The organism is Dyella marensis (genome assembly GCF_900112865.1).
Taxonomy (GTDB): Bacteria; Pseudomonadota; Gammaproteobacteria; order Xanthomonadales; family Rhodanobacteraceae; genus Dyella_D; species Dyella_D marensis_A.
Map to the genome: position 1 here is coordinate 466,643 of NZ_FONH01000001.1, position 23,063 is coordinate 489,705.

Sequence of the window (23,063 nt, forward strand, 5' to 3'; positions counted from 1 at the left end):
AGGGAGAGGGGCTCAGGTGGCTAAGGTGGGAGAGGGCTTTACTCACCCGTACAATCCCCCGATGACCAAACCCACCCTCCCCCTCGAAGTCCGCGGCAGCGCCCGCCAGCCCCTAGGCATGAGCCCCGCCCAGTTCCTGCGCGACTACTGGCAGAAGCGCCCCCTGCTGATCCGCAACGCCTTCCCCGGCTTCACGCCCCCGCTGCAGCCGGACGACCTGGCCGGCCTGGCCCTGGAAGAGGAAGCCCTGTCCCGCCTGATCGTCCACGACGAGCGCCGCGACCGCTGGTCGGTCAAGACCGGCCCGCTCGGCGAAGACGATTTCGCCAGCACCCCGAGCGCGAACTGGACCCTGCTGGTGCAGGACGTCGACAAATGGGACGCCGACGTAGCCGCCCTGCTGGAGTCGTTCCGCTTCCTGCCCAGCTGGCGCGTGGACGACATCATGATTTCCTATGCCGAGCCGGGCGGCGGCGTCGGCGCCCATGTCGACCAGTACGACGTATTCCTGCTGCAGGGCCTGGGCCAGCGCCACTGGGCGATCAGCGACGATCCGGCCGCACCGACCGGCTTCCGCGACGACGTGGAGCTCAAGCAGCTGAAGCATTTCGAGCCCACCCACGAATGGCTGCTGGAACCGGGCGACATGCTCTACCTGCCGCCCGGCGTGCCGCACGACGGCGTGGCCTTCGGCGGCCCCTGCATGACCCTCTCGGTGGGCATGCGCGCGCCGTCCCGCGCCGAACTGGCCAGCGACCTGGCCGACTACCTGGTCGAGCGCCTGCCGGACGAGCAGCGCTATCGCGACCCGGACCTGGCCCCGGCCAAGGCCTCCGGCGAGATCGACCGCGCCGCGCTGGCCCGCGTGCGCGAGGCGCTGCCGTTCGCCGCGCTGGACGACGCCACGCTGATCGACTGGTTCGGCCGCTATATCACCCGCTATCGCGTGGCGCGGGCACCGGCCGCTCCGGACAAGCCCAGCACCGACGCCGCGCTGACCAAGCAGCTGGGCGACGGCGCGCAGCTGCTGCGCCATCCCTGGTCGCGCATGGCCTGGGCCCGGGTCAAGGGCGGCGCCGTCCTGTTCGCCAACGGCCAGGCCTATCCGGCGTCCGCCGAGCTGGCCGAACGCCTGTGCGCCGAGCGCACGCTGGAGTTCGCCCGCGCGCCGGCCGCCGCCGAACGCACCCTGCTGCTGGCCCTGGTCAACGACGGCCACCTGGTCCCGCGCAAGGCGCGCCGTCGGTGAATCCGCCGGACCGCCCGGCGCCGGAAACGCTGGCCATCGACAGCGGCGAGGCCCTGGCCGAGGCCCGCCTGCAGCTGCTGCGCGGCGCGCGCCGCCGCGTGGCGATCTACCAGCCGGCGCTGCCGGCCGACGCTTATAACAACGCCGCCGAGCTGGAGGAGCTGCGCCGCATCGCCACCTCCGGCCGCGGCGCCGAGATCCGCATCCTGCTGCACGACGCCGCCGCGGCCCTGCGCGACAGCCACCGGCTGGTGGCGCTGGCGCAACGGCTGCCCAGCAGCGTGCTGGTGCGCGAACCGGTCGAAGAGACTGACCGCGCCTACGGCTCGGCCTGCCTGCTCACCGATGCCGGCGGCTATCTGTTCCTGCCGGAAGCCGGGCGCTCCCGGGGGCGGGCATCGCTGGAGGATCGCGCCAGCCAGGCGCCGCTGCAGCAGTACTTCCAGGAAGTCTGGGAGCGGGCGGCCCGCGCCACCGTGCTGCAGCCGCTGGATCTGTAGCGCCCGGCTGAACGCCAACCGGCTCGCAGGTGCGGGCCGGCGCCGCGCGGGAAACCTGGAAAAATCCGCGCCTACGACGATGGTCGGTAGCGCCTCTCCTCGAAATAACGCCCTCCGACCCCACCTGGAACGTGTTTCCCGGGTTGCCGCTGTGCAGCACCCGGGGCCATAATTAACAGGATTTTTCCCCCGCCATCCGCCAGGTCGACGGATGGCCGCAGGCCTCCCTTCCTCACCGGTGGTGACGTGAGCACAAATCTGATTCGCGAGTTCTTCGATTCGTCCCAGCTCGCCGGCGGCAACGCCGATTATGTCGAGCAGTTGTATGAGTCCTGGTTGGCCGACGCCGCGTCGGTCCCCGCCGAATGGAACCAGTATTTCGGGACCTTCAAAGGCCGCGAGTCCGGGGACGTGCCCCACTCCGCAGCCATTGCCCGCATCGAGGCCGCGCAGAAGCAGCGCGTCGTCGCTGCCGCCGCCCCGATGGACGACGAGCACGCGCGCAAGCAGGCCGCGGTGCTGCGCATCCTCACCGCCTACCGCTCGCGCGGCCACCTGGCCGCCGACCTCGATCCGCTGGGCCTGGCCGAGAAGCTGCCGGCGCCGGACCTGGGCCTGGCCTTCCACGGCCTGAGCGAGGCCGACCTCGACACCGAATTCGACTGCGGCAACTTCGCCGGCGGCGGCCAGCGCCTGAAGCTGCGCGACCTGCTGGCGCGCCTGAAGAAGGTGTATGCCGGCACCATCGGCGCCGAGTTCATGCACATCAGCAACCATGAGCAGCGCAACTGGCTGTACACCCGCCTGGAGCAGGCCGGCGGCAGCGCCGGGCTGGACCAGGCCGGCAAGCGGCGCGTACTGGAAGGGCTGACCGCGGCCGAAGGCCTGGAGCGCTACCTGCACACCAAGTACGTGGGCCAGAAGCGCTTCTCGCTGGAAGGCGGCGACAGCCTGATCCCGATGGTCGACGACGTGGTGCGCACCGCCGGCGACAACGGCATCAAGGAAGTCGTGGTCGGCATGGCCCACCGCGGCCGCCTCAACATGCTGGTCAACATCCTGGGCAAGCCGCCGAAGACGCTGTTCAACGAATTCGAAGGCAAGTTCGAGCACCCGGACGACCCGGCGCACTCGGGCGACGTGAAGTACCACATGGGTTTCTCCGCCGACGTCAAGACGCCGAACGGCGGCGTGCACGTGGCACTGGCGTTCAACCCGTCGCACCTGGAGATCGTCAATCCGGTGGTCGCCGGCTCCGTGCATTCGCGCCAGATCCGCCGCCGCGACAGCGAGCGCCAGCAGTCGATGGCCGTGCTGATCCACGGCGACGCCGCGCTGGCCGGCCAGGGCGTGAACATGGAGCTGTTCAACATGTCGCAGGCGCGGGGCTTCCGCATCGGCGGCACGCTGCACATCGTGGTCAACAACCAGGTGGGCTTCACCACCTCCAATCCGCAGGACGCGCGCTCCACGCTGTACTGCACCGACCTGGCCAAGATGGTCAACGCGCCGGTGCTGCACGTGAACGGTGATGATCCGGAAGCGGTGATCCAGGCCACCCGCGTGGTCTACGACTTCCGCAAGCAGTTCCGCAAGGACGTGGTGATCGACCTGGTCTGCTACCGCCGCCACGGCCACAACGAGGCCGACGAGCCGGCCGCGACCCAGCCGGTGATGTACCAGATCATCCGTGCCCGCCCGACCACCCGCGACCTGTACGCGCAGAGCCTGGTCAAGGAAGGCGTGATCGCCGAGGGCGACGCGCAGAAGCTGGTGGACGACTACCGCTCGCGCCTGGAAGCCGGCAACCCGATGACCGAGCTGACCAGCGCGCTGGTCAAGGACATCGAGGTGGACTGGAACCAGTTCATCGGCGGCAAGCTGTCGACCCAGACCGACACCGGCGTGCCGAAGACCAGGCTGGTCGAGCTGGCTAACAAGATCCTCGAAGTGCCGGCGGACACCACCCTGCAGTCGCGCGTGGCCAAGATCTACGACGACCGCCGCAAGATGGCCGCGGGCGAGCTGCCGGGCGACTGGGGCTTCGCCGAGAACCTGGCCTACGCCACCCTGGTCGAGCAGAACTACAACCTGCGCCTGGTCGGCCAGGACGTCGGCCGCGGTACGTTCTTCCACCGCCATGCGGTGCTGCACGACCAGAAGGACGGCCACACCTTCATGCCGCTGGCCACGCTGCGCGCCAACGCCAGCGTCGAGGTGATCGACTCGCTGCTCAGCGAAGAGGCGGTGATGGCCTTCGAATACGGCCACGCCACCACCGATCCCTACACCCTGCACATCTGGGAAGGCCAGTTCGGCGACTTCGCCAACGGCGCCCAGGTGGTGATCGACCAGTTCATCAGCTCGGGCGAGTCCAAGTGGAACCGCCTGTGCGGCCTGGCGCTGTTCCTGCCGCACGGCTACGAAGGCCAGGGTCCGGAGCATTCCTCCGCGCGCCTGGAGCGCTTCCTGCAGCTGTGCGCGCTGGACAACATGCAGGTCTGCGTGCCGACCACGCCGGCCCAGGCCTTCCACATGATCCGCCGCCAGATGGTGCGTCCGACGCGCAAGCCGCTGATCGTGATGACGCCCAAGTCGCTGCTGCGCCACAAGCTGGCCATCTCCAGCCTGGACGAACTGGCCACCGGCCAGTTCCAGCTGGTGATCGGCGAGCACCGCGAGCTGCCGGCCAAGAAGGTCAGGCGCGTGGTGCTGTGCTCGGGCAAGGTCTACTACGACCTGCTGGAAGACGCCGAGAAGCGCGGCCTGACCGACGTCGCCGTCGTGCGCGTCGAGCAGCTGTATCCGTTCCCGCGTCCGCAGGTCATCGCCGAACTGGAAAAGTATCCTTCCGCCAAGGAAGTGATCTGGTGCCAGGAAGAGCCGATGAACCAGGGCGCCTGGTTCCAGATCCGCCATCACCTGCAGGCCTGCGTCAACGCCAAGCAAAGCCTCTCCTACGCCGGCCGCGCCCGCTCGCCGGCGCCGGCCGCCGGCCATCTCAATACCCACGTCGCCGAACAGGCGGCACTCGTCGAGCAGGCGCTGGTCGCGCCGATCGGCACCGACCACGCTGCGGAGTAAGACACGATGTCTATTGAAGTTAAGGTCCCTGTTCTGCCCGAGTCTGTCTCCGACGCCACCATCGCCACCTGGCACAAGAAGGTCGGCGAGGCCATCAAGCGCGACGAGAACCTGGTCGACCTCGAAACCGACAAGGTGGTGCTGGAAGTGCCGGCCCCGGTCGATGGCGTGATCAAGGAACTGAAGTTCCAGTCCGGCGACACCGTGACCAGCCAGCAGGTGATCGCGGTGATTGAGGAAGGCGCCGTGGCCGCCGCGCCGGCGCCCGCCGCCGCTCCGGCTGCCGCCCCCGCCCCGGCCGCCGCGGCTCCCGCCGCTCCGGCCAAGGGCACCGCCGACCTGTCCCCGGCCGGCCTGCGCGTCGCCACCGAACAGAACATCGACCCGTCCAAGGTCGCCGGCACCGGCCGCGACGGCCGCGTGACCAAGGAAGACCTGGTCAACTACGGCAAGGGCGGCGCCGCTGCGCCGGCCGCTGCCGCGCCGGCCGCGAAGCCGACCCCGGGCGCGCGTCCGGAAGAGCGCGTGCCGATGACGCGCATCCGCGCGCGCATCGCCGAGCGCCTGATGCAGTCGAAGAACTCGATCGCCATGCTCACCTCGTTCAACGAAGTGAACCTGGCCGAGGTGGTGAAGATGCGCAAGACGCTGGGCGAGCAGTTCGAGAAGTCGAACGGCGTGAAGCTCGGCTTCATGAGCTTCTTCGTCAAGGCCGCCGCCGAGGCGCTGAAGCGCCACCCGGTGGTCAACGCCTCGGTCGACGGCAACGACATCGTCTATCACGGCTACCAGGACATCTCGATCGCCGTGTCGACCGACAAGGGCCTGGTGACGCCGGTGCTGCGCGACGTGCAGGACAAGAGCTTCGCCGACATCGAGAAGGGCATCCTCGATTACGCCAAGAAGGCGCGCGACGGCAAGCTGGGCCTGGACGACCTGCAGGGCGGCACCTTCACCATCACCAACGGCGGCACCTTCGGCTCGCTGCTGTCGACCCCGATCGTGAACCCGCCGCAGAGCGCGATCCTGGGCATGCACACCATCAAGGACCGCGCGATCGTCGAGAACGGCCAGGTCATTGCCGCGCCGATGATGTACCTGGCGCTGAGCTACGACCACCGCATCATCGACGGCAAGGACGCGGTGCTGTTCCTGGTCGATATCAAGAACCAGCTGGAAAACCCGCAGCGCATGTTGCTGGGCCTGTAAGTCTCGCCTGAGCCCCTCTCCCTCCGGGAGAGGGGTTGGGGTGAGGGTTCGGTGAAACCGCAACGCCTCACTCCGCCCGTACCCTCACCCGCCCTTTGGGCACCCTCTCCCGGTGGGAGAGGGATAAAGCGAGAAACGATATGAGCGACAAATTCGACGTCATCGTCATCGGCGCCGGCCCGGCCGGCTACGTGGCCGCGATCCGCGCCGCGCAGCTGGGCCTGAAGACCGCCTGCATCGACGCCTTCACCGGCAAGGACGGCAAGCAGGCGCTCGGCGGCACCTGCCTCAACGTGGGCTGCATCCCGTCCAAGGCGCTGCTGGATTCCTCCAAGCAGTTCCACAACCTGACGCACAACTTCGCCGTGCACGGCATCACCGCCGACAACGCGAAGATCGACGTGGCCACCTTCATCGGCCGCAAGGACAAGATCGTCAAGCAGTTCACCGGCGGCATCGGCCAGCTGTTCAAGGCGAACAAGGTCACGGCGTTCTACGGCACCGGCAAGCTGCTCAAAGGCAACAGCGTCGAGATCACCGCGAACGATGGCAGCAAGCAGACCATCAGCGCCACCAACGTGATCCTGGCTTCCGGCTCCGTGCCGATCGAGCTGCCGTTCGCCAAGTTCGACAACAAGTTCATCGTCGACAACGCCGGCGCGCTGGATTTCCCGGAAGTCCCCAAGCGCCTGGGCGTGATCGGCGCTGGCGTGATCGGCCTGGAACTGGGCAGCGTGTGGGGCCGCCTGGGCGCGGACGTCACCATCCTGGAAGCGCTGCCGGATTTCCTCTCGGTAGCCGACGCCGACGTAGCCAAGATCGCCGCCAAGGAATTCGCCAAGCAGGGCCTGAAGATCAAGCTCGGCGCCAAGCTGACCAAGGCCGAGATCAAGGGCAACGAAGTCGCGCTCACCTATGAAGACAAGGACGGCGCACACGAGCTGACCGTCGACAAGCTGCTGGTCGCCGTGGGCCGCCGCGCCTACACCGCCGGCCTGCTGGCCGACGACACCGGCGTGAAGCTGGACGAGCGCGGCCGCATCGTGGTCGACGAGCACAACCACACCGGCGTGGACGGCGTGTGGGCCATCGGCGACGCCGTGCGCGGCCCGATGCTGGCGCACAAGGGTTCCGAGGAAGGCGTGGCGGTGGCCGAGTGGATCGCCGGCAAGGCCGGCCACGTCAACTTCGACACCATTCCGTGGGTGATCTACACCGAGCCGGAAATCGCCTGGGCCGGCAAGACCGAGAAGGAACTGAAGGACGCCGGCATTCCGTACAAGGTCGGTACCTTCCCGTTCGCCGCCATCGGCCGCGCCGTGGCGATGAACGAAGCCGTCGGCCAGGTGAAGATGCTCGCCCATGCCGAGACCGATCGCCTGCTCGGCGTGCACATGGTCGGCCCGGGCGTGTCCGAGCTGATCGCCGAGGCCGTGGTGACGATGGAGTTCAAGGGCTCCGCCGAAGACCTGGCCCGCATCGTCCACGCTCATCCGACCCTGTCGGAAGCCGTGCACGAGGCTGCCCTGTCGGTGGACAAGCGCGCCATCCACAAGGGCAATTGAGGTCAGGATGACCTCATCCCGGACGGCGCTTGGATGCGCGTCGATCCGGGATCCATGCTGATCCACGCGGCCCGCTCGTGGCGACATGAGCGGGCCCGTCAGTTTTCGAAGACTGGCCCCACTCGGCCTTCACGCCTTCGCGACCTGCCCCCATTACCTAATCTTCTTTTCCCGGAGACGCCCATGCCCCAGCCCACCGCCATCTGCGTCTATTGCGGCTCGAGCCCGGGTGGCTCGCCGGAATACACCGAGCAGGCGCGCGCCTTCGGCGCCGAGATGGCCCGGCGCGGCATCGCACTGGTCTACGGCGGCGGCAAGGTCGGGCTGATGGGCACGGTGGCCGATGCGGTGCTGGCCGGCGGCGGCAAGGTGATCGGCGTGATCCCGCGCCAGCTGGTCGAGCGCGAAGTGGCGCACGTCGGCCTGACCGAGCTGGAAGTGGTCGAGACCATGCACCAGCGCAAGACCCGCATGTTCGAGCGCAGCGACGCCTTCGTCGCCCTGCCCGGCGGCTTCGGCACCATGGACGAGATGTTCGAGATGCTGACCTGGGCGCAGCTGGGCCTGCACAGCTTCCCTTGCGCCTTCCTCGACGTGCGCGGCTACTATCGGCAGCTGCGCGGCATGCTCGACCACATGGTGGACGAGCGCTTCGTGCGCACCGAGCAGCGCGACAGCGTGTGGTTCGGCGACAGCATGGAAAAGCTGTTCCACTGGATGGAGCACTACCAGGGCCAGTACAGCCCCAAGTGGATCGACCGCAGCAGCGTCGAAGCCTGAATGCCGTCCCCAGCCATCCGGAACGCACCGCCATGACCGACCTCGATTTCCGCGCCTTCCGCATCCACAACGACGGCTCCGGCTATCGCGGCGGCATCGAGACGATGAGCACCGGCGCGCTCAGCGCGGGCCAGGTGCTGGTGAAGACGGCGTATTCCTCGGTCAACTACAAGGATGCGCTGGCCGGCACCGGCAAGGGCAAGATCCTGCGCCAGTACCCGCTCAACGGCGGCATCGATGCGGCCGGCGTGGTGGTGGCTTCCACCGATCCGAAGTTCAAGGAAGGCGATGCGGTGCTGTGCACCGGCAGCGGCTTGTCCGAGACACGCGACGGCGGCTATGGCGAATACGCCCGCTTCGATGCGCACTGGACGATTCCCCTGCCCGCCGGCCTCAGCTTGCGCGAGAGCATGGTGCTGGGCACCGCCGGCTTCACCGCCGCGCTGGCCCTGCTGCAGATGGAAGACAACCGCCAGACGCCGGCGCTGGGGCCGATCGCCGTGACCGGCGCCTCCGGCGGCGTAGGCATGCTGGCGATCGATATCTTCAGCCGCGCCGGCTACCAGGTGCATGCGATCAGCGGCAAGGCCGATCATTTCGATTTTCTGCGCAGCCTGGGCGCGAGCGCATGCATCGACCGCCGCGAACTGGTGTTCAGCGGCAAGCCGATGGATTCGGCTCGCTTCGGCGGCGCGCTGGACAATGTCGGCGGCGCCATGCTGGCCGGCCTGCTGCCGCTGGTCGCGCCCTACGGCAACGTCGCGATCTGCGGCAACGCCGGCGGCATCGGCTTCGACAGCACGGTGATGCCCTTCATCATCCGCAGCGTGAGCCTGCTGGGCGTGGCCTCGGCCGGCACCGCGCGGGACCAGCGCGAGCGCGTCTGGGAACGCCTGGCCGGCGACTGGAAGCCGCGGCACCTGGATCGGATCGCCACGCGCGAGGTCAGCCTGGACCAGCTACCGGACGTATTCGAGCGCATGCTGGCTGGAGAATCGTTCGGCCGCACCGTTGTGCGGCATGAAGTGTAAAGCTCAAGCTGAACTGACTTGGAAGATGCCGCTGGCGCGGCTTAGAATCCTTCGAAACACGAAACAACAAGGGGACTCCCACCTTATGGCACGTATTCTGATCGTCGACGATTCGCCGTCGCAGTTGCTTGGTATCAAGCGCATCGTCGAAAAGCTGGGGCACGAGACCCTGACTGCGGAAGACGGTGCCGCCGGCGTGGAAGTCGCCAAGCGCGAGAAGCCCGACCTGATCCTGATGGACGTGGTCATGCCCAACCTCAACGGCTTCCAGGCGACCCGCACCATCAGCAAGGACCCGGAAACCCAGCACATCCCGGTGATCCTGGTGACCACCAAGGACCAGGAAACCGACAAGGTGTGGGGCCTGCGCCAGGGCGCGAAGGCGTACGTGACCAAGCCGATCAAGGAAGAAGAGCTGGTCGAGACGCTGAAGGGTTTGCTGCCGGCCTGAACGATTCGGGCGAAGCAGTACAGAAAAACGGCGCCCTGGGGCGCCGTTTTTCGTTCGTCATCCCGGCGCAGGCCGGGATGACGGTGAGGCCTCAACGCCGCGGATCGAATCCTTCGAACTCGTCACGCAACGCCTCATAAGCCTTGCGCTGCTCCTCCGACTCCGCCGCCGGCGCGCGGATCGACAACTCGACCAGCTGGTCGCCCGGATGCGCCCCGGGCAAGCCACGCCCCTTCAGCCGCAGCTTGCGGCCCGACTGCGAGCCCGCCGGAATGCGCAGGTCCACCGTGCCGGCCAGGGTCGGCACCGGGACCGTGGCGCCCAGGGCCGCTTCCCACGGAGCGATCGGCAGCACGTGAATCACGTTGCGGCCGTCCAGGCGGAAGCGCGGGTCGTCGCGGAACTGCACTTCCAGCAGCAGGTCGCCGCTGGGACCGCCGTTGCGGCCGGGATGGCCCTGGCCGGACAGGCGGATCACCTGGCCGGGCTGGATGCCGGCCGGGATCTTCACTTCCAGCACGCGCTCGTTGCCGCTGCCATCGTGCAGGGCCACGCGCGTGCGGCCGCCGTCGAAGGCGACCTGCAGTTCGATCTGCACCTGCGCCTGGATGTCATTGCCGCGCATCGCGCGTGCCGAACCGCGCGCGCCGCCGGCCGAGCGGCCGAACAGGCTTTCGAAGAAATCGCTGAAGTCCCCGCTGCCGCCCATGTCGCCGACATCGAAGCCCTGCCCCTGCCCCCAGCCCGGCGGCGGTCGGAACTGCTCGCCGCCGCGATAGCCGCCGGCGCGCAGGTTGTCGTAGGCGCGGCGCTTTTCCGCATCGCGCAGGACTTCGTTGGCCTCGTTGACGGCCTTGAACTTCTCTTCGGCGCCCGCTTCCTTGTTCTTGTCCGGATGGTATTTGCGGGCGAGCTTGCGATAGGCCGCCTTGATGTCGGCCTCGCTGGCGTCCGGTTTCACGCCCAGGATGTCGTAATAGTCTTTGAATTCCACTGCCACTCCCGCCAATGGCTGCTGCAAGTCCAAACAACGCGGACGGCCCGCCGCGGATCATTGTCCGTGGCGGGCCGTGGCCGCAACACGCAGGCCTCGAACAGGCGCCTTAGTGGGTGATTTCGATGCGGCGCGGAGCGCTTTCCGCTCGCTTCGGGATCGACACCTCGAGCACGCCGTTGCGGCCATGCGCGGTAATGCCTTCGGCATCGGCGCTGTCCGGCAGCGCGAAGCGGCGCAGGAAGGCGCCATGCGCGCGCTCGACACGCGTAAAGCGATGGCCCTCTTCCAGGTTCTCCTGCTTGCGCTCGCCCTTGATGGTGAGCACGCCCTTGTCCATGCTCACTTCGATGCCGGCCGGATCGATGCCCGGGATGTCGGCCAGGATCACGAAGCGCTTGTCGTCTTCCTTGATGTCGACGCGCGGCGCCCACGGCGCCTCGCCGGCCTGAGCGGCCTGGTCCAGCTGAAACAGACGGTCGCCCAGGGCGTGCCGGGGCCAGGAAAGATTGCGTCCCAGATACATGGTGAATCCTCTCGAATAGGTGTGCGGTGCCGTCACCGCCTGCCTGGATAGATAGGTGCGCGGCGCCGCGATTCAAGACGGTGCGATTCAAGACGACAGGCCTGCGCGGAAGCGCTAGCATCCCCGCGCTTATCTCCCATCGAGTCCCGCCCATGACGACGATCCAGCTCGGCCAGACCCTTCCCGACCTCGAGATCAAGCTTATCGTCGACGGCCAGATCGAATCCCGGCAGAGCGCGACACTGTTCGCGCAGCGCAAGACGGTGTTGTTCGCCGTGCCCGGCGCGTTCACGCCGACCTGCTCCAACAAGCATCTGCCCGGCTATGTAAAGCACTTCGCCGACTTCCGGCAGCGCGGTGTCGACGTGGTGTGCGCGGCAGTCAACGATGCATATGTGATGCAGGCGTGGGCGCGCGACCAGCAAGTGCCGCCAGGGATGATCATGCTTGCCGATGGCAATGGCAGCTTTACGCGCGCGCTGGGGCTGGAGCTCGACGGCGCCGCTTACGGGATGGGCCTGCGTTCGCGCCGTTTCGCGTTGTATGCGGAGGATGGCGTGGTGCGCCAGCTGCATGTGGAAGCGCCGGGGGAGTTTCGCGTGTCGAGTGCTGAGGCAATGCTGGCCGCATTGGACGGCTGAACCCTCAACGCAACTCCCTCTCCCATCCGGGGAGAGGGCTGGCGTGAGGGGTCGGGCTGAGCGTAGAAGCGGCCCCGGCCCCTCATCTGTTGCGACCGAAGGGAGTCCCCGTGGGACCGGCATCTTCCTCGCTCCTCAAACCCGCGTGCTCCCCGGAGGAGAGAAGAGTCGCAAGCTCGGATTCTGCCCCACAGGTCATGGCATATCGGCACTGGCGGACGGTCATGCGCTTTCCCAAAGTGATACGAATCACCATGGGGGCTGCATGAAAACCGCTCGCACGATCGGCAAGATCATCTCCATCGCAGTCGTACTCACCAGCACCTGGCTCTCCCCCGCCATCGCCCAACGCGCCCCTGTCGTGCAGGCCTTCGACCTCCGCGTGCCCTGGCAACCCGCACCGATCAAGGTCAACGGCCAATGGGATCTGCTCTACGAACTGCACCTGGACAACTACTCCGCCGAACCGCTGCAACCGGAACAACTGCGCGTGATCGACGCGGACAACGGCCACATCCTACGCGACTACGACGCAGCCGCCGTGCGCGCCATGCTCGGCGGCCCAGGCCTCTCCGGCAAGAAAGGCGATACGGCCATCGCCCCCGGCGCCCACGCTGTCATCTACCTCAACCTCGGCTTCGACGCAGCTCCCACCGATCTGCACCTCACGCATGAACTCAGCGCCGAACGCCCCGACGGCGGCGCACCCGTGCAAGCTCAGGGCGGCACGCTGATGCTGCATGGATGGCCGGCGCCGGTCGTGTTCTCGCCGCCCTTGCGCGGCGGCTACTGGGTCGCCGTGTACGACGGTTCGTGGGCGCGCGGCCATCGCCGCTCGCTGTACGCGGTGAATGGCGCGGTGCATGTACCGGGCCGCTTCGCCATCGACTGGATCAAGGTCGACGCGCAGGGGCGCTATACCAAGGGCGACCCGACCGATCCGAAGCACTGGCTGGGCTACGGCGAGGAAGTGCTCGCGGTCGCCGACGGCAAGGTGGCGGCGGCAATGGACGGCATGGCGGAACCGGCCAGGGTCGATCCCGGCAAGCCCACCCGCGTGCCCCTGCAGGACGCCACCGGCAACTACGTCAGCCTGGATCTAGGCGGCGGCCGCTACGTGTTCTACGAACACCTCAAGACCGGCAGCATCACGGTGAAGCCGGGCCAGGCCGTGCATCGCGGCGAGGTGATCGGCCGGCTCGGCTATACCGGCGAAACCACCGGTCCGCACCTGCATATGCATGTGGCCGACGCCAACCTGCCGCTGGATGCGGAAGGCATGCCGTATGCGCTGGACCGGTTCGGCTGGGCAGGCAGCTATCGCTCGATCGAGGATTTCGGCGGCGAGAAAGCATGGCAGCCTTCGGCGCGCGTGGTCGAGCGCCAGGCAGAACTGCCGGCGCCGCTGTCGGTGCTGACCTTTGCGCCACACCCTGCCGGCTTCAAGCAGGTAGCTCCGGCGCCAAAGCAGCCCTGACTGCGAAACACCTCAAGGAACACTCCTAAACAACGGCGTACATGTCAGGTCACCACGATCATTCGGGGAGATTTGTCATGGCTATTCATCGTGCAGTGTTCGGCGTCGCCGCCTTCGCGCTGCTGTTGTCGTGCGATGCCGGCGCACAGCAAGGGGGGATTCACTTCATGGGGCGGCTGGTCACGCCGGCGGCTCCGCTGGCGGCTTTCACCGCAGGTGCGCACGTGCTGCCGGATGGCAACGCGGCGCGCAAGCGTGAGGAAGCATTGAGTGCCGCTCTTGCGATGGGAGACACGCCGGAGCTGCTGGCGTACTTCGCTGGTTACGCCGGACCCGATGCCCGGCTGACTATCACCACGTACGAGTGAAGTTACTCGATCCACTCCACTGAAACCCAAGGGTCCGGCGTAGGTTGGGGTGAGCGCAGCGAACCCCAACGTGGCGGTCGTGGTGCAAGGTCTGTTGGGGTTCGCCTTTGGCTCACCCCAACCTACGCCGGGCTTCGGCCCATCCGCAAATAAAAATCCCCCGCCGCAGCGCGGCGAGGGATTTCATGGCTGGCGATCGCTAGGACGATTCGCCGATCACGCCTCCGGCTCGGAATCGTCGGTACCGCTCTCGCCGGCACCGTCTTCAACCGCATCGTTCGAGCCAGGCACAACCTCGCCCGCCTCCACGCTGCCGCCATCGGTGTCGAGCGCTTCCGCGCCGCTGCCCTCGGACTCTTCCTCCGCATCCAGCCGCACCACGCTGACCAACGCCTCGTCGGCCGGCAGCTTGATCAGGGTCACGCCCTGGGTGTTGCGGCTCAGCTGCGAGACCTCCGCCACGCGGGTACGCACCAGCGTGCCCTGGTTGGAGATCAGCATCAGCTCGTGCGCCTCGGTGACCTGCACCGCGGAGACCAGGCCGCCATTGCGCTCCGAGCACTGGATGCCGATCACGCCCTGGGTGCCGCGTCCCTTCTTGGGGAACTCTTCCAGCAGGGTGCGCTTGCCGTAGCCGCGTGCGGTGGCGGTGAGGATGTCGCCGCCTTCCGGTGCGACCACGATCAGCGAGACCACCTCGGCGCCATCGGCCAGCTTCATGCCGCGCACGCCGGTGGCGGTGCGGCCCATCGAGCGGACCTCGCCCTCATCGAAGCGCACCGTCTTGCCGTTGGAGGCGAACAGCAGCACGTCGCTGTTGCCGTCGGTGAGCTCGACGTTGACCAGCGCATCGCCCTCGTCGAGGTTGATGGCGATCTTGCCCTTCTGCAGCTGGAAGGCGAATTCGTTCAGCGGCGTCTTCTTCACCGTGCCCTGGCGGGTGGCGAAGAACACGTAGCGGTCGTCGCTGTACTCGCGCACCGGCAGCACCGCCTGCACCTTCTCGCCGGCGGCGAGCGGCAGCAGGTTCACCATCGGCTTGCCGCGCGCGTTCGGGCCGGATTCCGGCATCTGGTACACGTTGAGCCAGTACACGCGGCCGGTGCTGGTGAAGGTCAGCAGCGTGTCATGCGTATTGACCACCCACAGCTGCTCGACGAAATCCTCGTCCTTCAGCGCCGACGCCGAACGGCCCTTGCCGCCGCGGCGCTGCGCGCGATAGGTGCTGGCCGGCTGGCGCTTGACGTAGCCGGTGTGCGACAGCGTGACGACCACGTCTTCCGGCGCGATCAGGTCGAGCACGTTGAGGTCTTCCTGCGAATGCTGGATCTCGGTGCGGCGCTTGTCGCCGAATTCTTCCTTGATCACCTCGAGCTCGGCGCGGATCACCGCCAGCAGGCGGGCCGGGTCTTCCAGGATCTCGATCAGGCCGCGGATGGTTTCCAGGATCTCGCGGTATTCGTCGGAGAGCTTTTCCTGCTCCAGGCCGGTCAGGCGATGCAGGCGCATGGCCAGGATTTCCTGGGCCTGCACGTCCGAGAGCTGGTAGCCGTCGGCCTTCAGGCCGTCGCGCGGGTCGAGGTCTTCCGGACGCGAGGCATCGGCGCCGGCGGCGGCCAGCAGCGCCGACACCATGCCCGGCTGCCACTTGCGCGCCAGCATGCGCTCGCGTGCTTCCTGCGGCGAGGCGGAGTTGCGGATCAGCTCGATCATCTCGTCGATGTTGGCCAGCGCGACGGTGAGGCCTTCCAGGATGTGCGCGCGGGCGCGCGCCTTGCGCAGTTCGAAGATGGTGCGGCGGGTGACCACCTCGCGGCGATGGCGGATGAAGGCCTCGAGGATGTCCTTGAGGTTCAGCAGCCGCGGCTGGCCGTCCAGCAGGGCGACCATGTTGATGCCGAAGGTGACCTGCAGCTGGGTCTGCTGGAACAGGTTGTTGAGCACCACGTCGGCCATCGAGTCACGGCGGATCTCGATCACCACGCGCATGCCGTCCTTGTCGGACTCGTCGCGCAGCTCGCTGATGCCCTCGAGCTTCTTTTCCTTGACCAGCTCGGCGATCTTCTCGATCAGGCGCGCCTTGTTCACCTGGTACGGCAGCTCGGTGACGATGATCGTCTCGCGGCCGTTGGATTCGGTCTCGATCTCGGCGCGGGCGCGCACCAGGATGCGGCCGCGGCCGGTGCGGTAGGCCTCGACGATGCCGGAGGAGCCGTTGATGATGCCGGCGGTCGGGAAATCCGGGCCGGGGATGTATTGCATCAGATCGTCGACCGACAGCGAGGGCTCGTCGATCAGGCCGATGGTCGCCGCGATCACCTCGTTGAGGTTATGCGGCGGCACGTTGGTGGCCATGCCCACCGCGATGCCGGCGGAGCCGTTGACGAGCAGGTTCGGCACGCGGGTGGGCAGCACCAGCGGCTCGCTCTCGCTCTCGTCGTAGTTGGGGCCGAAGTCGACGGTTTCCTTGTCGATGTCGGCCAGCAGCTCGTGGGTGAGGCGCGCCATGCGCACCTCGGTGTAACGCATGGCCGCGGCGTTGTCGCCGTCGACCGAGCCGAAGTTGCCCTGGCCGTCCACCAGCATGTAGCGCAGCGAGAACGGCTGGGCCATGCGCACGATCGCGTCGTAGACCGAGGCGTCGCCGTGCGGATGGTATTTACCGATCACGTCGCCGACCACGCGGGCGGACTTCTTGTAGGGCTTGTTCCAGACGTTGCTCAATTCGTTCATCGCGTACAGCACGCGGCGATGCACCGGCTTGAGGCCATCGCGCACGTCCGGGAGCGCGCGGCCCACGATCACGCTCATGGCGTAGTCGAGGTAGCTCTGGCGCATCTCGTCTTCGATGTTGACGCGGATGATTTCTTTGGCGAGTTCTGCCATCAATCGGCTTCCCTGGATGAAGAAAAAGGGCCGCACCGCGCGAGCTTCAGCCGCGCGTGCCACGGTCCCGGAAATAGCTGTCGAAGTGTAGCAGAAATACTATCGAAACGACAGTATTTTGATGAATGGAATCAATAGCTTACGCGGAGCTTTTGGAGCCCTTGAAAAGCACCCCGCGCGCTGTCGAGAAATTAACCAGCGCAGCCACCAGCGAACCGGCCAGCACGGCGGCCGCCGGCCAGCGGTGCAAGGCCGGAAAACTCATCAGCATGACCGCATAGACGGCATAGTTGATCAGCGCGCCGGCGGTCATCAGCCCCATCCAGCGCAGCCATTCCAGGTGCAGCGGCTGGCCGCTGGCGCGGTGAGCGAAGGTGTAGCGGCGGTTCCACCACCAGGTAGCGGTGGCGGCGAGCAGGAAGGACGGCACGCGGGCGATATACGCATTCCAGCCGGCCAGCGTCACCAGGGCCTGCACGCCGCCGGCGTCGGCGATGAAGCCGATCACGCCGCCGACGAAGAACAGGCCGGCTTCGCGGCGCAGCCTCACGAAACTTCCTTCATGAACCGAACATCGCCTGCATGGCCAGTTCGTTCGGATGCTCGATCACGCCGCGCTCGGTAACGATGGCGTCGATCAATTCCGCCGGCGTCACGTCGAACACCGGGTTCCACGCCTGCGCGCCCTCGACCACGGTGCGTTGCCCCGCCACCGCCAGCAGCTCGGCCGGGTCGCGCAGCTCGATCTCGATCGCCTCGCCCGAGGGCGTGGCCATGTCGACGGTGGAGGACGGCGCCGCCACCATGAACTTCACGCCGTGGTGGCGCGCGGCGATGGCCAGCTGGTAGGTGCCGATCTTGTTGGCGGTGTCGCCGTTGGCGGCGATGCGGTCGGCGCCGACGATCACCCACTGCACCGCGCCCGAACGCATCAGGTGCGCGGCGGCGGAATCGGCGATCAGCTGCGCGGGAATGCCGTCGCGCACCAGCTCCCACATGGTCAGGCGCGCGCCCTGCTGCCAGGGCCGCGTCTCGCCGGCATAGACCTGCGCGATGCGGCCGGCGCTGACCCCGGCGCGGATCACGCCCAGCGCCGTGCCGAAGCCGGCGGTGGCCAGCGAGCCGGTATTGCAGTGGGTGAGCACGCCGGAGCCGGCGGCGATCAGTCCGGCGCCGAGCTCGCCCATATGGCGGTTGGCGGCCAGGTCCTCGTCCTGGATCGCCTGCGCCTCGCGCTCCAGCGCGGCGGCATCGGCGCCCGCGGCGATGCGCGACTTCATGCGGTCCAGCGCCCACATCAGGTTCACCGCGGTGGGACGCGCGGCGCGCAGCATGGCGAGTGCGGCGTCCAGGGGCACCCCCTGCTGCGCGGCCAGCACCACGCCCCAGGCCGCGGCGATGCCGATGGCTGGCGCGCCGCGCACGGCCAGGTCGCGGATCGCCTGGGTCACCTGCGCGGCGTCGCGGCAGTCGATCCATTGTTCTTCGCGCGGCAGCAGGCGCTGGTCGAGCAGGCGCAGATGGTCGCCGCGCCATTGCACGGCACGGATGCGGTCGTAACGGTCGTAGTCGATGCTCATGGATTCGCTCGAACAAGGCGGCACGCGCGCAGCGCGCATGCCGGCGGCCGGGTCGTTCGGCCGTCTAGACGTCCTGCGGCATCACCAGCCACAGGATCAGATAGATAAGGATACCGGAGCCGCCGGCCAGGGTCAGCACGATCCACAGCAGGCGCACGATGGTGACGTCCCAGCCCAGGTATTGCGCGACGCCGCCGCACACGCCGGCGATCATCTTCTGGCTGCTGGAACGGACGAGACGTTTGTCGGTATTCATGGTGTTCTCCTTGTGCTGGAACTCAATCCCTGGAACGCAGCCACTGGTGGATGGCCGGCGGCACCTCGCGCTGCGCGCGCCCGGATACGTAGATGCCGATATGCCCGCCCTTGAAGGCGAGCTGGGTATAGTCGGTGGTGCCCACATGCTTGCCCAGCGCGCGCGAGGCGTCCGGCGGCACCAGGTGATCCTGCTCGGCGAAGATGTTCAGCACCGGCTGCGTGACCATGCCTAAGTCCACCGGCTTGTCGCCGATGGTGAGCGTGCCCTTCACCAGCTTGTTGCCCTGGTAGAAGTCCTTGATGAATGCGCGGAAGGCTTCGCCGGCCTGGTCGGGCGAGTCGAAGATCCAGCGCTCCATGCGCAGGAAATTCTCCATCTCCTTGCGGTTGTCCAGCAGGTCGACCATCGACACGTATTTCTGCTGGTTGAGGCGCACGGGCTTGAGCGTGAGGTAGACGTAGTTCATCAGCTCGGCCGGGATATTGCCCAGCGTGTCGACGAACAGGTCCACGTCGAGGTTCTGCACCCAGTGCGACAGCATGTTGTCCGGCGTGTGGTAGTCCACCGGCGTGACCATGGTGACCAGGTTCTTGACCTTGTCCGGATGCATCGCCGTGTAGCACAGCGAGAACGCGCCGCCCTGGCAGATGCCGAGCAGGTTGATCGCGTCCAGGCCGTGGCGCTGGCGCACCGCATCGACGCAGCGGTCGAGATAGCCGTTGAGGTAATCGTCCAGGGTCAGCCAGCGGTCGGCGCCGTCCGGGTAACCCCAGTCGATGAGATAGACATCTTCGCCCTGCTCGAGCAGGTTGCGCACCAGCGAGCGGTCGGCCTGCAGGTCGGTCATCCACACCGTGTTGACCAGGGCGTAGACGATCAGCAGCGGCGTCTTCGAGGTCGGCTTGCCGTTGCCCTTGATGTGCCAGACGGTGAGCTTGTCCTCGCGATAGACGGCTTCGCGCGGCGTATTGGCGTATTCGGGCTCGTGCATGCCGCGCAGGCTTTCCATGCCTGCGGCGAGCTTGCGCTGGAAGGCTGAGACTTCGCCCAGGAGCTTGGCCGGATCGATGCGTAGAGGGGTGAACATGCGTCAGTCCTTCACTTGCGCGTGCGTTGCGTGCCGCGGGTCGGCGCGGCCTTGGCGGTGCGGCGGGCGGCGGGCTTGCGCTTGTTCTCCGCTTCCGCGCCCAGCGACTCGGACACTACTTTCTTCGGCGCGTGCGCGGCTTCGGCGCGGCCGGAGAGCTTGCGCTTCAGCGCGGCGACTTCGCTGCGCAGCGCATCCAGTTCGGCATCCGGCGCGGACGCGCGCGACGGCGCGCCGCCCGCTGCCGCGCGCAGTTCGCGGCGCAGCTCCTGCACGCGCTTGCCGAGCGAATCGACTTCGCTGCGCGTCGGCATGCCCAGTTCGCGGCACCAGGCCTCGGTCTGCCGCTGCTGCAGCTGGCGCACGTGCATCTGCCGGTTGACCATCGCGCCGTAGGCGTCGCGGAATTCGTCGGACAGCGCGATCTGCGCGTAGGCTTCCTCGGCGGCGTCGACCCACAGGTCGTACAGCGCCTTGAGCGAATCGATCTGGCGGCCGGGATCGGTGCGCTCGGCCAGCTTTTCGCGCAGGCGCTCGAAGCCGTCGGCGTTGGCGCGCAGGATCAACGTGTTGTAGCGGTTGGAGGCATCGGTGTATTCGCGCATCGCCTCAAGCAGGGCCTGCTGCTGCATCTGGCGTTCGCGCGTATAGCCGAAGGCGGGGCTGTCGCCGCCGAAGCCCGCGTTCCACTCGCCGGTGCGCGGCTGCATCGCCTGCAGCCAGCTCTGCCATTGCTGGGCGAAACCGTGGGCAGCGGCGTTGTCGATGCCGGCGAAGGCCTGGGCGAATGGCTGGTTCATGCCTGCGAACGGCGTGCCGGCGAAGGGCGCGCCCATGAACGGCGAGGCCGCCGCCGGTTGGCCCATCCCCAGGAACAGCTGCTGCAGCGCCTGCTGCCAGTCGCCCTGCCCCTGCCCGGCGATGCCGCTGGTCGCGGCCGCCTGCAGCCAGTCGGCATAGCTTTTCAGGCCGCCCATGGCGCGCGACAGCACATCGTCGGAGGACGCGGGCGCCGCCGGCGCGAACGGCGACGCCGGCCGTTGCAGCGATTGCATCCATGCATCCCACGATTGCTGCGCCCAGGCCTGGTATTGCTTCATGACATCGTTGGCGTGATCGCTCATGCCCGCATCCTCGTTTGCGCTCCGGGCATCGTAGCAAAAGCCTTCGTACGGCTGCGTTGCAGCGCGGCGCCGCGGAAAAAAAGAAGGCCCGGCGAGAGCCGGGCCTTCTTTCGGACACGCTGGCGAGCGAAGGCTTAGGCGCCCTCTTCCTCGGTCACGGCCTTCATGGACAGGCGGATGCGGCCCTGCTTGTCCACTTCCAGCACCTTGACCTTGACGATGTCGCCTTCCTTCAGCTTGTCGGAGACCTTCTCCACGCGCTCGTTGGAGATCTGCGAGACATGGACGAGGCCGTCCTTGCCCGGCAGGATCGTGACGAATGCGCCGAAGTCCATCAGCTTGGCGACCTTGCCCTCGTAGATGCGGCCCGGCTCGACGTCGGAGACGATCTGCTCGATGCGCTTCTTCGCGTCGTCCGCCGCGAGGCGGTTGACCGAGGCGATGATGACCGTGCCGTCGTCGCTGATGTCGATGGTGGTGCCGGTCTCTTCGGTGATCGAGCGGATGGTGGCGCCGCCCTTGCCGATGACTTCGCGGATCTTGTCCGGGTGGATCTTGATGGTGAGCAGGCGCGGGGCGTACTCGCTCATCTCCGAACGCGGCTCGCTGATCACCTTGGCCATTTCGCCGAGGATGTGCAGGCGGCCACGCTTGGCCTGCTCCAGCGCCACCTTCATGATCTCTTCGGTGATGCCGTCGATCTTGATGTCCATCTGCAGCGCGGACACGCCGGTGGCGCTACCGGCCACCTTGAAGTCCATGTCGCCGAGGTGGTCTTCGTCGCCCAGGATGTCGGACAGCACGACGTAGTCGCCGCCTTCCTTCACCAGGCCCATGGCGATGCCCGCCACCGGCGCCTTGAGCGGCACGCCGGCGTCCATCATGGCCAGCGAGGAACCGCACACCGAGGCCATCGAGGAGGAGCCGTTCGACTCGGTGATCTCGGAGACCACGCGCAGCACGTACGGGAATTCCTCGATCGAGGGCTTGACCGCCTGCACGCCGCGCTTGGCGAGGCGGCCGTGGCCGATCTCGCGACGCTTCGGCGCGCCGAAGCGACCGGCCTCGCCCACCGAGAACGGCGGGAAGTTGTAGTGGAACAGGAACGGATCCTTCGACTCGCCTTCCGGCGCATCGATGATCTGCGCGTCGCGGGTGGTGCCCAGCGTGGCCACGACCAGGGCCTGCGTCTCGCCGCGGGTGAACAGCGCCGAGCCGTGGGTGCGCGGCAGCACGCCGACGCGCACGGTGATCGGGCGGACGTCGTCCAGCTGGCGGCCGTCGATGCGCACCTTGGTCTTCAGCACGCTGTCGCGCATGGTGCGGTATTCGAGCTCGCCGAATTCCTTCGCCAGCTCGGCGGACGGCCAGGCGTGTTCTTCGGCCTGGGCCTTGAGCGAGGCCAGCACGTCGGCCTTGATCGCGGCGATGGCGTCGCGGCGCTGCAGCTTGTCGCGCACCTGGAAGGCTTCTTCGAGCTTGTTGCCGACGGCGCCCTGCACGGCGGCGGCCAGGGCCTCGTTACGGACCGGCGGCTGCCAGCCCATCGACGGGCGGGCGGCCTCGGTGGCCAGCTCGGCGATCGCGCGGATGGCGACCTGCATCTGCTGGTGGCCGTACACCACGGCGCCCAGCATGACTTCCTCGCTGAGCAGCTTGGCTTCGGATTCCACCATCAGCACGGCATTGGTGGTGCCGGCCACGACCAGGTCCAGGTCCGAGCCCTTCAGCTCGGTGGCGGTCGGGTTGAGCACGTACTTGCCGCCGACGTAGCCGACGCGGGCGGCGCCGATCGGACCCTTGAACGGGATGCCGGCGAGGCTCAGCGCGGCGGAGGCGCCCAGCATGGCCGGGATGTCGCCGTCGACTTCCGGGTTGAGCGAGACGACCTGCGCGATGACCTGCACTTCGTTCTTGAACTCTTCCGGGAACAGCGGGCGCACCGGGCGATCGATCAGACGCGAGGTCAGCGTCTCCTTCTCGGTCGGCCGGCCTTCGCGCTTGAAGAAGCCACCCGGGATGCGGCCCGCGGAGTAGAACTTCTCGACGTAGTCGACGGTGAGCGGGAAGAAGTCCTGCCCGTCCTTCGCCTTGGCGGCGGCCACCGCGGTGACCAGCACCACGGTGCCGTCCATGCTGACCATGACGGCACCGGACGCCTGGCGGGCGATTTCGCCCGTCTCCAGTGTGACCGTGTGATTACCGTACTGGAATGACTTGGTTACTTTCGCCACGTTGATGTCCTTGTCCGA

At 67.4% G+C, this 23,063-nt stretch carries 20 protein-coding genes; 11 read left to right on the plus strand and 9 right to left on the minus strand.

Features of this window, described 5'->3' with window-relative positions:
* The first annotated feature begins 61 nt into the window (after positions 1–61).
* The 8 genes from BM172_RS01905 to pilH all read left to right on the plus strand — a co-directional run bounded on the left by BM172_RS01905 (position 62) and on the right by pilH (position 9,869).
* Complete coding sequence (locus BM172_RS01905; protein ID WP_026634402.1) at positions 62–1,249, plus strand: cupin domain-containing protein; 1,188 nt, start codon at positions 62–64, stop codon at positions 1,247–1,249.
* Positions 1,246–1,749 (plus strand): DUF7931 domain-containing protein, encoded by a 504-nt coding sequence (locus tag BM172_RS01910; protein ID WP_051548466.1) that lies wholly within the window; start codon positions 1,246–1,248, stop codon positions 1,747–1,749. Before BM172_RS01905 ends, BM172_RS01910 begins: the two co-directional genes overlap by 4 nt.
* A gap of 246 nt (positions 1,750–1,995) precedes the next feature.
* Positions 1,996–4,833, plus strand: a complete 2,838-nt coding sequence (locus tag BM172_RS01915) for a 2-oxoglutarate dehydrogenase E1 component (RefSeq protein WP_026634404.1) — start codon at positions 1,996–1,998, stop codon at positions 4,831–4,833.
* A gap of 6 nt (positions 4,834–4,839) precedes the next feature.
* Positions 4,840–6,042, plus strand: coding sequence for a 2-oxoglutarate dehydrogenase complex dihydrolipoyllysine-residue succinyltransferase (gene odhB / locus BM172_RS01920; RefSeq protein WP_026634405.1), 1,203 nt, complete (start codon positions 4,840–4,842; stop codon positions 6,040–6,042).
* A 140-nt stretch (positions 6,043–6,182) separates the two neighbouring features.
* Positions 6,183–7,607 carry a dihydrolipoyl dehydrogenase gene (gene lpdA, locus BM172_RS01925; protein WP_026634406.1) on the plus strand — a complete coding sequence of 475 codons (1,425 nt, stop codon included), beginning with the start codon at positions 6,183–6,185 and terminating at the stop codon, positions 7,605–7,607.
* A gap of 183 nt (positions 7,608–7,790) precedes the next feature.
* Positions 7,791–8,387 (plus strand): LOG family protein, encoded by a 597-nt coding sequence (locus BM172_RS01930; protein WP_026634407.1) that lies wholly within the window; start codon positions 7,791–7,793, stop codon positions 8,385–8,387.
* A 32-nt stretch (positions 8,388–8,419) separates the two neighbouring features.
* Positions 8,420–9,418: a YhdH/YhfP family quinone oxidoreductase gene (locus tag BM172_RS01935; RefSeq protein WP_026634408.1), complete on the plus strand. Its 999-nt coding sequence runs from the start codon at positions 8,420–8,422 to the stop codon at positions 9,416–9,418.
* Between the two features lie 85 nt (positions 9,419–9,503).
* Positions 9,504–9,869, plus strand: a complete 366-nt coding sequence (gene pilH, locus BM172_RS01940) for a twitching motility response regulator PilH (RefSeq protein ID WP_026634409.1) — start codon at positions 9,504–9,506, stop codon at positions 9,867–9,869.
* 91 nt (positions 9,870–9,960) lie between these two features.
* Here the strand turns inward: pilH and BM172_RS01945 are convergent, their stop codons facing one another.
* Both BM172_RS01945 and BM172_RS01950 read right to left on the minus strand, forming a co-directional pair.
* A complete protein-coding gene (locus tag BM172_RS01945; protein WP_026634410.1) occupies positions 9,961–10,863 on the minus strand; it encodes a DnaJ C-terminal domain-containing protein in 903 nt (300 codons plus the stop codon).
* A 109-nt stretch (positions 10,864–10,972) separates the two neighbouring features.
* Entirely contained in the window at positions 10,973–11,389 is a 417-nt protein-coding gene (locus tag BM172_RS01950; RefSeq protein ID WP_026634411.1) for an Hsp20/alpha crystallin family protein, read from the minus strand.
* 152 nt (positions 11,390–11,541) lie between these two features.
* Between BM172_RS01950 and BM172_RS01955 the strand changes: the two genes are divergently transcribed.
* The 3 genes from BM172_RS01955 to BM172_RS01965 all read left to right on the plus strand — a co-directional run bounded on the left by BM172_RS01955 (position 11,542) and on the right by BM172_RS01965 (position 13,875).
* Entirely contained in the window at positions 11,542–12,030 is a 489-nt protein-coding gene (locus tag BM172_RS01955) for a peroxiredoxin (protein ID WP_035322839.1), read from the plus strand.
* A gap of 265 nt (positions 12,031–12,295) precedes the next feature.
* Positions 12,296–13,507, plus strand: a complete 1,212-nt coding sequence (locus BM172_RS01960) for a M23 family metallopeptidase (RefSeq protein ID WP_051548467.1) — start codon at positions 12,296–12,298, stop codon at positions 13,505–13,507.
* A gap of 77 nt (positions 13,508–13,584) precedes the next feature.
* Positions 13,585–13,875, plus strand: coding sequence for a hypothetical protein (locus BM172_RS01965; protein ID WP_026634413.1), 291 nt, complete (start codon positions 13,585–13,587; stop codon positions 13,873–13,875).
* A gap of 216 nt (positions 13,876–14,091) precedes the next feature.
* Here BM172_RS01965 and gyrA read toward each other — a convergent pair whose 3' ends face one another.
* From gyrA to pnp, 7 genes are all read right to left on the minus strand, one after another.
* Entirely contained in the window at positions 14,092–16,761 is a 2,670-nt protein-coding gene (gene gyrA, locus BM172_RS01970; protein WP_026634414.1) for a DNA gyrase subunit A, read from the minus strand.
* Positions 16,762–16,900: 139 nt separating this feature from the next.
* Complete coding sequence (locus BM172_RS01975; RefSeq protein ID WP_026634415.1) at positions 16,901–17,311, minus strand: GtrA family protein; 411 nt, start codon at positions 17,309–17,311, stop codon at positions 16,901–16,903.
* Positions 17,312–17,321: 10 nt separating this feature from the next.
* A complete protein-coding gene (gene mtnA, locus BM172_RS01980; protein WP_026634416.1) occupies positions 17,322–18,341 on the minus strand; it encodes an S-methyl-5-thioribose-1-phosphate isomerase in 1,020 nt (339 codons plus the stop codon).
* A gap of 64 nt (positions 18,342–18,405) precedes the next feature.
* Positions 18,406–18,597 carry a PspC domain-containing protein gene (locus BM172_RS01985; protein ID WP_026634417.1) on the minus strand — a complete coding sequence of 64 codons (192 nt, stop codon included), beginning with the start codon at positions 18,595–18,597 and terminating at the stop codon, positions 18,406–18,408.
* A gap of 22 nt (positions 18,598–18,619) precedes the next feature.
* The gene (gene phaC, locus BM172_RS01990; RefSeq protein WP_026634418.1) at positions 18,620–19,687 is read right to left on the minus strand and encodes a class III poly(R)-hydroxyalkanoic acid synthase subunit PhaC; all 1,068 of its coding nucleotides are present in this window, start codon (positions 19,685–19,687) and stop codon (positions 18,620–18,622) included.
* Positions 19,688–19,698: 11 nt separating this feature from the next.
* The gene (locus BM172_RS01995; RefSeq protein WP_026634419.1) at positions 19,699–20,811 is read right to left on the minus strand and encodes a poly(R)-hydroxyalkanoic acid synthase subunit PhaE; all 1,113 of its coding nucleotides are present in this window, start codon (positions 20,809–20,811) and stop codon (positions 19,699–19,701) included.
* Between the two features lie 134 nt (positions 20,812–20,945).
* Positions 20,946–23,045, minus strand: a complete 2,100-nt coding sequence (pnp, locus tag BM172_RS02000) for a polyribonucleotide nucleotidyltransferase (RefSeq protein WP_026634420.1) — start codon at positions 23,043–23,045, stop codon at positions 20,946–20,948.
* Positions 23,046–23,063 lie beyond the last annotated feature (18 nt).